The sequence below is a fragment of the Microcoleus sp. BM001215392 genome (genome assembly GCF_036700185.1).
Classification (GTDB): Bacteria; Cyanobacteriota; Cyanobacteriia; order Cyanobacteriales; family Microcoleaceae; genus Microcoleus.
This window is the reverse complement of sequence record NZ_JAUBOJ010000044.1, coordinates 14,206-29,051: the sequence shown is the minus strand read 5'-3', so window position 1 is coordinate 29,051 and position 14,846 is coordinate 14,206. Positions and strand designations below refer to the sequence as shown.

At 46.9% G+C, this 14,846-nt stretch carries 6 protein-coding genes; 5 read left to right on the top strand and 1 reads right to left on the bottom strand.

Annotated features, from left to right (window positions below; translation table 11 throughout):
• Positions 1 to 367: 367 nt before the first annotated feature.
• A complete protein-coding gene (locus tag QT974_RS07775; RefSeq protein ID WP_333363045.1) occupies positions 368 to 565 on the bottom strand; it encodes a hypothetical protein in 198 nt (65 codons plus the stop codon).
• Positions 566 to 948: 383 nt separating this feature from the next.
• Between QT974_RS07775 and QT974_RS07770 the strand changes: the two genes are divergently transcribed.
• From QT974_RS07770 to QT974_RS07750, 5 genes are all read left to right on the top strand, one after another.
• Positions 949 to 1,317: an STAS domain-containing protein gene (locus QT974_RS07770; protein ID WP_333467941.1), complete on the top strand. Its 369-nt coding sequence runs from the start codon at positions 949 to 951 to the stop codon at positions 1,315 to 1,317.
• A gap of 436 nt (positions 1,318 to 1,753) precedes the next feature.
• Complete coding sequence (locus tag QT974_RS07765; protein WP_333467940.1) at positions 1,754 to 4,540, top strand: TIGR03960 family B12-binding radical SAM protein; 2,787 nt, start codon at positions 1,754 to 1,756, stop codon at positions 4,538 to 4,540.
• Positions 4,541 to 5,648: 1,108 nt separating this feature from the next.
• Positions 5,649 to 8,021, top strand: a complete 2,373-nt coding sequence (locus QT974_RS07760; RefSeq protein WP_333467939.1) for an Rne/Rng family ribonuclease — start codon at positions 5,649 to 5,651, stop codon at positions 8,019 to 8,021.
• A 3-nt stretch (positions 8,022 to 8,024) separates the two neighbouring features.
• Positions 8,025 to 8,756 carry a ribonuclease HII gene (locus QT974_RS07755; RefSeq protein ID WP_333467938.1) on the top strand — a complete coding sequence of 244 codons (732 nt, stop codon included), beginning with the start codon at positions 8,025 to 8,027 and terminating at the stop codon, positions 8,754 to 8,756.
• 416 nt (positions 8,757 to 9,172) lie between these two features.
• Positions 9,173 to 14,752 carry a trifunctional serine/threonine-protein kinase/ATP-binding protein/sensor histidine kinase gene (locus tag QT974_RS07750; RefSeq protein WP_333467937.1) on the top strand — a complete coding sequence of 1,860 codons (5,580 nt, stop codon included), beginning with the start codon at positions 9,173 to 9,175 and terminating at the stop codon, positions 14,750 to 14,752.
• The last annotated feature ends 94 nt before the right edge of the window (positions 14,753 to 14,846 follow it).

The window sequence follows — 14,846 nt, the reverse complement described above, 5'->3', positions numbered from 1 at the left end:
GTGGGGTCAATGCTTCAATCTAAAATCTAAAATCTAAAATCTAAAATCGATTGACTTGTATTTTGAACGATCGAGCTAATCTAATTTTGGTCGTTCCCAACCAGGTTGCTCTCTTACCCCGGTAACACCAATTATTAACCTTAATCACAGTCGGAGCTGATTTGTCAACCCCTAAAAGTTAGATATTTAATTTTGGGCAAAGTTGGTATTTTTTGCTCCTGAGGTGAAAAAACAGAGCCTCAGATATCGAGTTGAGCAATATATGCGACATCTAAACAACAGCCTAGGGCTGTGAATTATTCTCGAAGGCGCGTATTTCGGGTGCTGACAGGATTTTTTTCGGTGTGCGATCGTCCTGCGGTTGCAACTACCTGCGGCTAGATACTAATTGCACCCGTCCAGCATCCATTTCATCCATTAATAACTCTAAAGCCTCATAATCAATATCCGAGATATACCCCAAACGGGTGAGTTCGTAGTTGATTTCGTTTTCAATATCAGGCGTCAACTGCTTAATGTAGAGGGCTTTTTCTACAAGTTGGCGAATAGCATAAGTTGCTTGCATGGTAGATCGGAGAAATCCGTACATTCTAATTTTCATCTTAACACTCAAGGGCGCAGGTGATCTAAATCAGAACGAACAAGTGATTTCAATTACATTGTTGGGTTTAACCTAACAGCTACGGCAAGGGAGAGCGGAATTTTTACAATTGCCAAGGCTAAACCTAATAATTTAAATAATGAATAGTATATTAGCTTACGTTTCTTTGCAAAATCTTGCGGAAACTTTTATAAAAAACAGTAAATAAATAAAGATTCAGTAAAACTACTGAAAATAACTGGTTAGTTTCCTTCTGGGCAAGTTAGGCTCGGACGTATGAAGTAGGTTTAAGCTGACAGCCTTCTAGCACAGTAGTTGAAAATTCACAGGAACCATAGGTTTGATATATGCAGACACTTCTTTCCCAAAAACCAATTACGGTGATTCGACCCCTAGACCACCTGAATGCAGCCACAGCCGGAGAATTCGCACAGCAACTAACCACAGCAATTTCGGGGGCCGAGGTGGTAGGGGTACTGGTGGATGTTGGCGGAGTAACATTTATTGACAGTGCGGGTTTGATGGCTTTAATTTCCGGCCTCAAGCAGGCGAAAAAAATCGGGCGCAGGTTTAGTATTTGCTCAGTTTCTGCCGGCATTAGGATGATTCTGGAACTCAGCCAACTCGATCGAGTTTTTGAGATATTTGAAAACGTCGAAAGCTATGAATTAGCAAACTCGGGCTACCCAACAGTGGTAGAGGTTGCTAATCTGTGAACGCAGTTCATTCAGTTGACAGTTGAGGGCTCGCCCCCCGGGCGTAGCGGAAGGGTTGACAGTTGAGAGTCACTTCTACTTGGAAATCCGAGGATTGGAGTAATCAATCGTTTGATTTTAATTTCTACGCCAAAGCCAGAGGCTTTAAACCAGTTTTTGTGGTAACAAAATACAGCAAATTCAGTTGGACAGTCAAAAAGACAGAGGACGCGCCAGAAAAGGCTGCGGGGCGCCGACAAGCGTCGTGGATTCTCCGAAAATTTTAGAGATTTCGGCAAGGAGCGAGCGGGTAACGCCTCTGTTGGGGCTCCCGGACTCACGGGGCCCGAAGTCAATTCTTGAATCTTAAATCTCAAATCGGCGGGCTGCTATTAGCGAGTTGGCAGATTTTAAGGTAGGCTGCTGTCTAGTCGCAAGTATGAGAGCGAGTCGAGCCGTGGCAGTAAAAGTCGAAGAATTACTTACAGCAGAAATCAACCAGCCTGCTCGTTATCTAGGAAACGAGTTGGGTGCTGCGCGCAAACCTTGGGATGCAGCTTCTGTGCGCTGGGTGCTCACTTACCCAGAAGTTTATGAAGTTGGTGCTTCCAATCTGGGGCACATCATCCTTTACAACATTTTGAATGCCTTACCGAGACAGTTGTGCGATCGAGCTTATTTGCCCGCAGCAGACTTAGCAGCAAAACTGCGATCGACCAAAACTCCCCTGTTTGCCGTAGAATCTAGGCGATCGCTGGCAGAATTTGATATTCTGGGATTCAGCCTCAGCTACGAACTGGGAGCAACAAACATTTTGGAAATGCTGGATTTAGCCGGCATTCCCCTAACTTGGAAAGAAAGAGCGACCAATGACCACAGCGGTCAAATGCCGCTGATTTTTGCTGGCGGACAAACAGCCACATCCAATCCCGAACCCTACGCTGACTTTTTTGACTTCATCGCTTTGGGAGATGGAGAAGAATTGCTGCCAGAAATTAGCTTAATTTTGGCCGAAGGTAAAACTAATAATTTGAGCCGAGAAGCTTTGTTGTTGGATTTAGCGCAAATTCCCGGCGTCTATGTCCCGCAATTCTACGATATGGCGGCCGATGGTTCTGTTCATCCCAACCGCCCGCAAGTTCCCGATCGAATTCTGCGCCGAGTCGCGACTCCCATACCAGCTTATTCGATCGGCTTAGTACCCTACGTCGAGACAGTACACGACAGATTGACAGTCGAAATCCGCCGGGGATGCACCCGCGGCTGCCGCTTCTGTCAGCCGGGAATGCTGACTCGCCCCGCGCGCGATGTGGAACCTCAGCAAGTCGTAGAGGCGATCGAACAAGGGATGAAAGCCACCGGGCACAGCGAGTTTTCCCTGCTTTCCCTGAGTTGTTCAGACTATCTGGCACTTCCAGCAGTCGGAATGGAAATCAAAAACCGCCTCAAAGATCAAAATATTTCTCTGTCTTTACCCAGCCAGCGGGTTGACAGATTTGACGATAATATTGCCGACATTCTCGGCGGTACGCGACAAAGCGGTTTGACTTTTGCCCCGGAAGCCGGCACGCAGCGGATGCGCGACATTGTTAACAAAGGTTTGACAAACGAAGAATTGCTGCGGGGTGTCAAAACTGCGGTGGATCGCGGTTGGGACAACATCAAGCTCTACTTTATGATCGGTTTGCCTGGAGAAACAGATTTTGATGTTCGAGGTATCGCCGAAACAGTCCGCTGGCTGCACACCGAATGCAGGCTTCCGGGCAGGCGCCAACTCAATTTTAATTTGACAATTTCCAATTTTACCCCCAAGCCTCACACTCCTTTTCAGTGGCATTCGGTTTCTACTGCCGAGTTTTCCCGCAAGCAAAGACTTTTGAAAAATGAATTTCGAGGGATGCGGGGCGTTAAGGTGAATTACACTGATGTGCGGATTTCGGCAATGGAGGATTTTGTCGGCCGGGGCGATCGGCGTTTGGGCTCTGTAGTCCGCCGCGCTTGGGAACTTGGCGCTGGTATGGATGCGTGGTGGGAAAGCTTAGATAAAGCTTACAAGGCTTGGACAAGGGCGATCGATGAATCGGGACTTACCTGGAAATATCGCAAAGTTGAAAGCGGCGAGTGGAATCTGTTTGAGAAGGAAGAAGAAAGTTCGGCAAGGGATTCTGTAGCGGATTTAACGAATAAAAGTCCCAATTCCCAGGAATCGACGAAAATTTTCCCAACGATCTCCGAATCCCCAAATCTCCGAATCTCGGAATCTCCGACTCTTCCCCCCTCTCTCGATCGACCTTTACCTTGGGATCACTTAGACACCGGGATAGATAAAAACTGGCTGAAAAATGACTTGCTTCATGCTTTGGAAGCTGCGACGGTTCCTGATTGTTCCTTTGAAGGGTGTTCGCGCTGCGGGGTTTGCGGCACTGATTTCGGACACAATGTGGTGGTGGATGCGCTGCCAATTCCTCAGTTTGCTGGGGAGTTTGTGCCGAATACTGAGCGGAAACAGCGTGTTCGGGTTTGGTTCGGGAAGGTGGGCGATATGGCTTTGGTTGGTCATTTGGATTTGCTGCGATTGTTCGATCGAGTTGTCCGCAGGGCCGATTTACCGATTTCGTTTACCGGTGGCTTCCACCCAAACCCTCGGATTTCTGTGGCAAATGCTCTGCCTCTGGGCGTTACCAGCACCGGGGAAATTGCGGATTTTGAGCTGACTGAGCCGATCGCGATTGAGCTGTTTCGGGAAAAATTGGCGGCGGCTCTGCCGGAAAATATTCCGATTTACAAGGTAGAGCCGATCGACCTCAAGGCTCCTTCTGCCAGTCAGTTGCTAGAAGCCGCGGAGTACGTGATTACTGTGGCTGCAACAGGGTTGCCGACAAAAAATGACGAATCTAACCCGGAAAATTCTACAGGCGCCTGGGTCGCCGATGGTGTTAACTGGGAGGATTGGGTGAAGGCGATCGTCGAAAGTTCGGCTTGTTGGCGGGTGCACACTACTAAGTCGGGCAAGACTCACGATGTCAATTTGCGCGATCGACTGCACAAACTCCAACTTGTAGAGCAGAAACTCGAAAGTGCCTGCTCAGAAGGCACAGCAGTCTTGCGCTATACGGGTAGTTGCCGTAACGACGGCAACTTGCTCAAGCCAGAACATCTGGTTTTCATGCTCGAACAAGTCAGCCAGCAAGAAATTCAGCTTTTGCAAGTTCAGCGCAGTCAGCTAATCTTGGGTTATTGTTAAAATAGGGAAGCCGTAATGGAATATTTCACTACGGCTTGCCGATCGGGATGTATCGTTTCACGCTATAATTGCTTGTTATGGAAGCCGCGGTGGCTTGAGCGCTTTTGTCGCTCGTCGCTAAGAGTCAACCAGCAACGCGGGCTGGGTGCAAATTGCTTCTGTTCAAGACTTCAAGCCTTTTTGTACATTCGCAGGCTAAATCTAGCGCCAAACCTGCCTGAGCAGGCTGTAAACCAAATTGAGCGATTAATTTCGAGCGATCGACTGGTTGTCGATCGTCGGGTTACTCAAAAATCTGATGGTTCAAGCCTGTGCGGGTATTCAACAATAGATGTTTTTGACCCGTCAAAAAACGGATAAAAGCCCCCGACTTAAGTCGATGAGAACCAAAAATTTGAGATTTTAGACTCAAGTTCAAGTTCCCAGATTGCATCTGTGGATTAAATCTAAGATCCTTCGACACCCTTAGCCGAAGTCTAAAACTTGTCCCCCGAGCGACTTGTCAGCCAGCGCAGTCGAAGGAAGTCGAAAAATCTCAAATTTAAAATCTCAAATCGACTGACAAGGTTTTAGGGTTGACAGGGGCCTAGGTGGCAGTCGAATGTCAAGAGTAGAGTCTGTTGAATGCGATCGCGCAAGAATTCAACAAAAATCTAGGAGATTTCACTGCTACCTACATTCGCTCAAAACCAGCCCTCAACCACCACGCAAGCGGAGTTATCAGTTCGTAGTGTTCAGTTGTGTGTTCAGTTGTGTGTTAAGAAATTGGTGGGATTGTCGCTGAATTTATGCGCTGAGTTCAAAGGAAGAGTTGCAAGTGTGAAATTTTGAGTATTGAGGAAAGCAACTCTCAACTCAAAACTTAATATTGCTAACTCGATCAAAGCCTGCTTATTTCTATCTCTCAGATTTATCTGCCGAGCATAACTCATAACTCTCGATCGGGCGGGTTTAACTACTTTATCTGTAACAGTTAAATTTCCTTGCACCGTCCACCAACTCACAGCTTATAACTCTTCAAGCTACTACTAATAATTACAGTTAAAGTCAGAGCCACTCAGAGTGCGTAAGTGTCTCTAACTTGCTGCCAGTTTTTTGAGGAAATTGAATGACAAAGCAGATAGTTATAGCAGAGCAGCATCGCATTGCTGCCGTTTTTTCAGAAGATCAAATCCAAGAACTCGTGGTAGCCACAGGCAGCCACCAAGTCAGCGACATTTACTTGGGAATTGTCGAAAATGTACTCCCTGGGATAGATGCGGCCTTCGTCAATATTGGCGACCCAGAACGCAACGGGTTCATGCACGTCACAGACCTTGGCCCGCTGCGGCTCAAACGATCGGCAGGAGCAATTACAGAACTCCTGACCCCCCAGCAAAAAGTGCTGGTACAGGTGATGAAAGAACCGACGGGCAGCAAAGGCCCGCGGCTGACAGGTAATATCACTCTGCCCGGTCGCTATTTGGTACTGATGCCCTACGGCAGAGGAGTCAATCTATCCCGCCGCATTAAGTCGGAGGCCGAGCGCAACCGCCTTAGAGCCCTGGCTATTTTGGTGAAACCGGCCGGGATGGGGCTGCTGGTGCGCACCGAAGCTGAAGGCATGACCGAAGAAGCGATCGTCGAAGATTTGGAAGTGCTGCAAAAGCAGTGGGAAGCCGTGCAACTCGAAGGCGGTTCCACGCGGGCGCCGGCACTACTCAACCGCGACGATGATTTTATTCAGCGGGTGCTGCGGGATATGTTCAGCGGTGACGTGAATCGGATTGTGGTGGACTCGCAAAATGGCATCAAGCGAGTCAAGCAGCAGTTGATGAGCTGGAACGGCGGTAAACTTCCTGCGGGAGTTTTGATCGACCACCACCGAGAACGCGCCTCGATTTTAGAGTTTTTCCGCGTTAACGCTGCGATTCGAGAAGCTCTCAGACCTCGGGTAGATTTACCTTCCGGCGGTTATGTGATTATCGAGCCGACAGAAGCTCTGACGGTGATCGATGTTAACTCTGGTTCGTTTACTCGATCGGCCACGGCTCGCGAAACTGTACTCTGGACAAATTGCGAAGCAGCAACCGAAATTGCCAGACAACTGCGGTTGCGCAATATAGCCGGGGTGATTATTGTTGACTTTATCGACATGGAATCCCGCCGCGATCAGTTGCAGGTGCTGGAACATTTCAATAAAGCTCTCAAAGCTGACAAATCTCGGCCACAAATCGCTCAACTCTCGGAATTGGGACTGGTAGAACTGACCCGCAAACGCCAAGGTCAAAATATTTACGAGTTATTCGGGCACACTTGTCCTACTTGCAGCGGATTGGGCCATCTGGTGCAACTCCCCGGCGAAGATGACATGGCCCCAGCAGTGCGAGAATCGGCCGATCGTACTGTTGCTACCTCCAACCGGGTGATGTTGAACTTGCCAGAAGGATTGGAACGTCGCAGCTTGGCGCCTGTATCTACTGCAACCCCTGCTCCAGTCAGAGAAGAACGTTCCCCCGAACCTGCTCGGGCTGCTTGGGAACCGAGCTCCGAAAGTTTGGATTTTGAGACCGGCGGCAACGCCTCGGCTTTAGACTTACTCAACCATCCCAGCTATCAGGATTTGGGCAACGGAACCAGACGGCGCCGCCGCCGCCGGATTGGCGAAGAAGCTTTTGTCGTAGCAGCAGAAGAGGAACCGGTGCGCAGCAAGCTGCGACTGCCGAATACCAACAGCGCCCCCGTCGCCGAGACGCGCTCTGAGTATCTCGCACCCCCCGGCATCCGGCCTGCTTCAGAGGGCTTCGGACTGGTGGTGAATATGGCGACTGTTGCCAGGCGCGAGGATTTCGATCGCGTGCGCCCAGCTAAATCTGAGTTGATGAAGCCGATGGTGGAGCCTCCGGAGGTGATTTCGGTGGAAATGACGCCTGAGGAGCAGGATGTTTATGCTCTCATGGGGGTCTCTCCTTTGGTGCTGACGGATCGCAGCCTGAAAAATCCTAAGAATGCGATCGTTTCGGTGACACTCCCGGGAGCCGCCCCGAACAAGCAGCCTTTTGAGCAGCTCGAATTTGAATTTGAACCGCCGACTCCAGCAGAGGATGTTGAGGAACCGGATTATTATCCAGAAATGTCGGTAGTTGAGCCTGCATTTTCTGAGGAGGAGGATGATGATGATGATGATGATGATGAGGCCCAAATTTACGGCGAGAGTTCGATCGACGAAACTGATGATTTTGCTCGCCTAGATCAAACCAGCGATCTCATGGGCTTCTCCCGCCAACAGCAGGAATCACTCGAACAGCAGGAATTGCTCGACCACCAGGAATCGCTCGAACAGCAGGAATTGCTCGACCACCAGGAATCGCTCGACCACCAGGAATCGATCGACCACCAGGAATCGCTCGACCACCAGGAATCAAGCCTGCCCAGCGAACCCGATGAGCCTGCTATCAACCGCCGCCGCCGCCGCCGCTCCTCAGCCGTTTTGGATGAGTGATTTATGAAGGAAGAAGGAAGAGGAAAGAAACAAGAAGCAAGAAGCAAGAAGCAAGAAGCAAGAAGCAAGAAGCAAGAAGTAGAAATTTTTACTCTCTTCCCATCTTTCCATCTCCCAATCTCCCCCTCTTTTTCTGTGTCCCTCTCCCCCTCTCCCAATTTGGCTCCGATAATTGCAGGTGTCGATGAAGTAGGAAGAGGAGCTTTGTTCGGGCCAGTTGTAGCCGCTGCCTGCATTTTGCCCGACGAGGTTCTCGATGAATTAGTAAGTTGCGGTGTGCGCGACAGCAAACAGTTGAGTGCCACAGCCCGGAGTCGGTTAGCCGTCAAAATCCGGGCTGTGGCTGTTGACTGTCAAATTGGTGCTGCTTCGGTACGGGAGATCGATCGCCTGAACATTTTGCAGGCTTCTTTATTGGCAATGAAGCGGGCGATTTTAAAATTAAATGTTCAGCCTGATTTGTGTTTAGTTGACGGCAATCAAAAGATACCCAATTTGTCGATCGACCAAGAGACGATGATTAAGGGTGATTCGCGATCGATTCAGATTGCCGCTGCTAGCATTGTCGCCAAAGTTTGGCGCGATGAATTAATCCTGCGGATGGCAATCAAGTATCCAGAATATGACTTGACAAACAACAAAGGATATGGTACAGCTAAGCATAAATTAGCCTTAGAACAATTTGGTGTGTCTGTCTTTCACCGGGTCTCATTTAGTCCGTGCCGAGAATCTTAAACTTAAAATAGATCGGCATCGCTAGCAGGAGTCCCTCTAATATCTGAAAATTATCTGCGTTACATCTACGTTTTATCTCTGTTAGAATAATTTTAATCCTATCAGTTTCGATCGATCTTCCCCAATCTGCTGGTGATAAACTGATACCAATTTTGTAGGGCGCTGCATAAAATAGCGTGTCAGCGCGATCGTCTCCTGGCTCTGCGCTCTATGTTCAGCTTACATATATTCTCTGCAGCTTCACATTAAATTGGTACGACACCAATAATTGTATTACGATTTGTCCAACCTGATATAAAAGGTCTACTTCCTTAGAAAATAAGGGTTTGTATTTTCCAGAAAGCTGCATGATGTTTGGGAAATAGTATCAAATCCCAAATCTCAAATCTCAACTATTCTAATCGACCATACATCTCATGACAGACACTTCACTAACAATTCCCGGATATCGCATCCTAGATCGCATTTACAACGGCTCCCGAACCCAAGTTTACCGGGCAATTTCCGCATCAGACCAACCTGTGGCTATCAAAATCCTCCAAAGCGAATATCCCACTTTCAACGAGCTCGTACAGTTTCGCAATCAGTACGCAATCACCAAAAATCTTGACCTGACAGGAATTGCCAAACCCCTAGCACTCTTAAATTACCGCAACGGTTTTGCTTTAGTCATGGAAGATTTTGGTGGCATCTCTCTTGCCGAATATACCGCACTTCACCAACTAAGTATAAAAGATTTTTTATCGCTCGCTATTCAAACAGTCAAAGTTTTAGAAGGTCTGTCTCGAAATCGCATCATTCACAAAGATATCAAACCCCAAAATATTCTAATTAATCCAAATACCAAAGAAATTAAAATCATCGACTTCAGTATTTCTTCCCTGTTACCCAGAGAAAACCAAGAAATTATCAGTCCTAACGTTCTGGAAGGAACGTTATTTTATATGTCTCCCGAACAAACCGGTAGAATGAATCGAGGTATCGACTACCGCACCGATTTTTACTCGCTGGGAATCACATTTTACCAACTGCTAACAGGACAATTGCCTTTTCAATCTACCGATGCGATGGAGTTAGTTCACTCCCACCTTGCCAAAAAGCCAACTCCCATAACAGAGCTGGTTCCAGCCATTCCGGCAATGGTGAATGACATGATTGTGAAATTGATGTCAAAAACTGCTGAATCGCGCTATCAAAGTGCTTTTGGACTGCGCTACGATTTAGAAAATTGTTGGCAGCAATGGCAAGAAACAGGCAAGATTAACCAGTTTGCCTTAGCGACTAGAGATATTTGCGATCGCTTCGTCATTCCCGAAAAACTCTACGGTAGAGAAACCGAAGTTAAGGCGCTATTAGCAGCATTCGATCGCGTCAGCACCCCCCTCAACTCCCCCCTTACTAAAGGGGGGCAAGGGGGGGTCGAAATCATGCTAGTTGCTGGCTTTTCCGGTATCGGTAAAACCGCCGTAGTCAATGAAGTTCACAAACCCATTGTCGGAGCGCGCGGTTACTTTATCAAAGGTAAATTCGACCAATTCAAGCGCGATATTCCCTTGGGCGCTTGGGTGCAAGCATTCCAAAACTTGATGCGCCAATTACTCGCTGAAAGTACCGCAGAAGTGCATAAATGGCAAGCTAAGATTTTAGCAGCATTGGGTGAGAATGCTCGGGTGATTGTTGATGTTATCCCCGAATTAGAATACCTAATTGGCAAACAGCCAGAAGTAGCAGAATTAGAGGGAAGTGCGGCTCAAAATCGCTTTAATTTGCTGTTTGGTAAATTTATCAAAATTTTCGCCACAAAAGAGCATCCTTTAGTAATTTTCTTGGACGATCTTCAGTGGGCTGATTCGGCTTCTTTGAAGTTAATGCAATTGTTGGTGTGCGATCGGGATACGAGTTATCTATTATTAATGGGAGCCTATCGGGATAACGAAGTTTCCGCTGCTCATCCACTGATGCTAACGCTGGATGAAATTAGAAAAAACTCAGCAATAATTAATCAAATTACTTTAGCACCTCTAGATAAACATTCTCTGAATCGCCTGATTGCAGATACCCTGAGTTGTCCGTTAGAAAGAGCAGTTCCTTTAACAGAACTGGTGTTCGCCAAAACTCAAGGCAATCCTTTCTTTGCCACTCAATTTCTCAAATCCCTGCACGGCGATGGGTTAATTACCTTTGATTTTACCCCCCCAACACCCCCTTACCAAGGAGAGGCAAGGGGGGGTTGGCAGTGCGATATTGCCCAAGTCAGGGCGCTGGTTTTGACCGACGATGTGGTAGAATTTATGGCAATTCAGTTGCAAAAGTTGCCGTCAGCTACCCAAGAGATCCTCAAACTGGCAGCTTGTATTGGTAGTCTGTTTGATTTAAGCACTTTGGCAATTGTTTCGGAACAATCTGAAACAGAAACGGCTACAGCTTTGTGGAAAGGGCTGCAAGAAGGATTGATTTTGCCCCAAAGTGAAAGTTACAAGTTTTTCCAGTCAAACGAATCAGACGACACAAATCGCGATCGCCAGATTGCAGTTCCCTATAAATTTTTACACGATCGCGTCCAGCAAGCGGCATATTCCCTAATTCCCGACGATCGAAAACAGTCCACTCATTACCATATCGGTCAATTGCTGCTGAATCAGCTTTCTGAAGTCGAACAGAGTGAAATGATTTTTGATATTGTCAATCACATTAACTTTGGTCAATCTCTTCTGAAAGACCCAGATGAAAAAGAGCAAGTCGCACGGCTCAATTTGGCTGCTGCTCAAAAAGCGATCGCTTCGACAGCTTATGAGGCTGCAATTCGATATCTTGAAACAGGTATCGAATTGCTGGGAGAAGAGGCTTGGAACAGGCAGTATGACTTGATGTTTAAGCTGCATCACAGTCTCTGTGGAGTGCAGTTGAGCAGTAACAACTATCAGCAACTGAGCGCAACAACGGCGATTGCTTTAGAGCATATTTCTTCTGCGGTTGACCGCGCTGATATTTATGTGATTCAAGTTACTCAATGGACGCTGCAAGGTCAATTTGAGAAAGCAATTCAAACAGGTCTAATTGCGTTAAGCGATCTGGGTGTGGGGGTCGAAACCGAGAATTTGACAGAATTGGTTCGCCAAGAATTTGCTGTGGCGATCGACAGCCTAGAAAATCGCTCAATTGCTTCGCTTTTAGATTTACCTGCTTGCAGCGATCCCGTGGTTTTAGCAGAGATCCGATTGCTCATGAGTTTACAGGCCCCCGCCTACATTACAGCCCAGATCGAATTTCATTGTTTTACTGCTGTCAGAGCAGTTCGTCTTTCGATCGAGCATGGAAATACTGCTGAGTCAATTCTGGCTTATGCTACCTATGGTTTTCATTTGGGCGTGGGGAAAGGGCAATACCAACAGAGTTATGAGCTGGGAAATTTAGCGATCCAGCTTAGCTATAAGCTCAATCGTAAGTTTCAGCAGTGTCAGGCTGCATTTCTGCTCGGAGCTTGGATTCATGTGTGGGCAAAACCGATCGCAGGGGCAGCAAGCATGAATTATGAAGGGTTTCTCGCAGGCATGGAGTCGGGCGAAGTTCAGTTTGCAGCCTACAACTTGTTTGGTAACATTTTTAATCGATTATTTCAAGGGGAAAATTTAACAGCCATTGCAGAGGATATTGAGAAATATCAATTAGTGGCAGATAAAATTCAGGATCGGACTTTGAGGCTGTCACTTGGTGGAGCTGATTTTTTTGCAACCAAACTCAGGGTAGAGCAAGCACGGGAAGGTAATCGTTGGCTTATTGAACAAGCAATCGATGAGGGTGAAACATCACAAGCAACTTGTCTTTACTACATCCTCAGGATGCACCTCGCTTGTTTAACAGCGGATTTTGAGCCGGGATTGTATTATTTCACTGAAGCGGAAAAGATCTTGAATTATGTTGTGGGATTCACGACTTATAGTGGCTATTACTACTATGGTTCTCTAATCTTACTCAATTTGTATTTGGGGCTATCTCCAGCCGCACAAAGCGATGCTTTGGCACGAATTAGATCGCACCAAGAGCGCCTGCGAACCTGGTCGGAGAGCTGTCCAGAGAACTTTCTACACAAGTATTTGTTGGTCGAAGCAGAATGCTGTCGGGTTCTGGGTAGCAAAGTCGAAGCGATCGACTACTACGATCGCGCCATTACACTCGCCCAAGAAAACGGCTACATCCAAGAAGAAGCACTGGCCCACGAACTCGCTGCTAAATTCTATCTCGAATGCCGTAAAGAAAAAATCGCCCGAGTCTATCTCACTGATGCCTACTACTGCTATGCGCGGTGGGGTGCTAAAGCAAAAGTTGACGCTCTAGAAAATCGCTATCCTCAATTACTCGCTCCAATTCTCAACCAAAAAACCCGCTTAAAGACCAATGAGACAATTAGCAAAATGATGGCGGAAACTGTTACAAGTTCCAGTTCTGGAGTTTCAGAAATTCTGGACTTAGCAACAGTAATCAAAGCATCTCAATCTTTGTCAGAAGAAATTAATCTCGATAAGTTACTCTCCAATTTAATGCAAGTGGCGATCGAGAATGCGGGAGCAGAAAAAGGCACTTTACTTTTGGTAAAGGGAGATTCACTCTTCGTCGCAACTCAGTGTGCTAGCACTGAAGCGTGGGATATGCAATCTATGCCCGCGATCGACTCCCAGGAAATCCCGCTCTCGATCATCAACTATGTCTGGCGCACTCAAGAAACTTTGGTAATTAACAATGCTGCGGCTGAGACTGACTTTGCCGCTGACTCGTATATCATCAAACAACAACCAAAGTCCGTATTGTGTTTGCCGATCCAACGCCAAGGAAAGGCTCTCGCCATTCTTTACCTAGAAAATAATCTGACGACAAATGCCTTTACTCATGACAGACTAACAGTCTTAAAAATATTGTCTTCCCAAGCGGCGATTTCCATAGAAAATGCCCAACTCTATGCCAACTTAGAAGCAAAAGTTGAAGAACGCACCCAAGAACTCTCACAAGCTTTAAGCTATCTCGAAGCTACCCAAGCAGAATTGATTCAATCAGAAAAAATGGCAGCTTTAGGGCAACTTGTGGCGGGAGTTGCTCACGAAATTAATACTCCTTTGGGTGCGATTCGCTCCTCGGCGGGAAATGTTTCTAAGTTTTTGAATCAAACTCTAGAACAGTTACCTGCACTGTTTCAATCGCTCTCCCGAGAAGAAGCAGATAATTTTTTGAGTTTACTCCACCTTTCTCTAGAACAAGAAACCAGCTTGTCAACCAAAGAAGAACGCAAATTTAAGAGAGCTTTGAGGAGCCAACTGCAAGAATTAGGCATCGCAGATCCAGATACCGCAGCCGATCGCCTAGTGATGATGGGAGTATATCAAGAAATTGATAACTTTGTGCCGCTGCTGCAAAAACCCGATAGCTTGCAAGTCCTGGAAATGGCCTATAAACTTTCTGAATTAAAAAGAGGCCTCGCCACGATCGACATAGCCACAGACAGAGCCTCAAAAGTCGTGTTTGCCTTAAAAACCTATGCCCGTTACGAACAGTCGGGCGACAAGACAGCAGCGAGCCTTACAGAAGGTATTGAAACAATCTTAACTCTTTATCAAAACCAACTCAAACAAGGAGTTGAAGTTGTGAGAAACTATGCCGAAATTCCGCCGATACTGTGCTATCCAGACGAATTAAATCAAGTGTGGACAAATCTGATTCACAATGCTTTGCAAGCAATGGATTACCGAGGCACTCTCACAATTAATTTAGCCCAGGAAGACGGGCAGGCTAAGATTAGTGTTACTGACAGCGGTAAGGGGATATCAGAAGAGATTAAATCGAAAATATTTGAGCCATTTTTTACTACTAAGCCTGCTGGAGAAGGTAGTGGATTGGGGCTAGATATTGTGAAAAAGATTTTGGCAAAACATCAGGGTCAAATTGAGGTTGAATCGATTCCCGGTCAAACTACATTTAATGTTTTTCTGCCAATGAGCTGCGACTGAACTGGTGAGGGCAATTGGGGAGGTGCGATCGCACATCAGAATTCCACTCTAGCCGGAAATGGGCGATCGAGCCTGAATACTTGCATTATATGGA

Excerpts from the sequence above, each read along its gene's own strand:
- QT974_RS07775 (WP_333363045.1), bottom strand. The coding sequence starts at position 565 with ATGCAAGCAACTTATGCTATTCGCCAACTTGTAGAAAAAGCCCTCTAC.
- QT974_RS07770 (WP_333467941.1), top strand. The coding sequence starts at position 949 with ATGCAGACACTTCTTTCCCAAAAACCAATTACGGTGATTCGACCCCTA.
- QT974_RS07760 (WP_333467939.1), top strand. The coding sequence starts at position 5,649 with ATGACAAAGCAGATAGTTATAGCAGAGCAGCATCGCATTGCTGCCGTT.
- QT974_RS07755 (WP_333467938.1), top strand. The coding sequence starts at position 8,025 with ATGAAGGAAGAAGGAAGAGGAAAGAAACAAGAAGCAAGAAGCAAGAAG.
- QT974_RS07750 (WP_333467937.1), top strand. The coding sequence starts at position 9,173 with ATGACAGACACTTCACTAACAATTCCCGGATATCGCATCCTAGATCGC.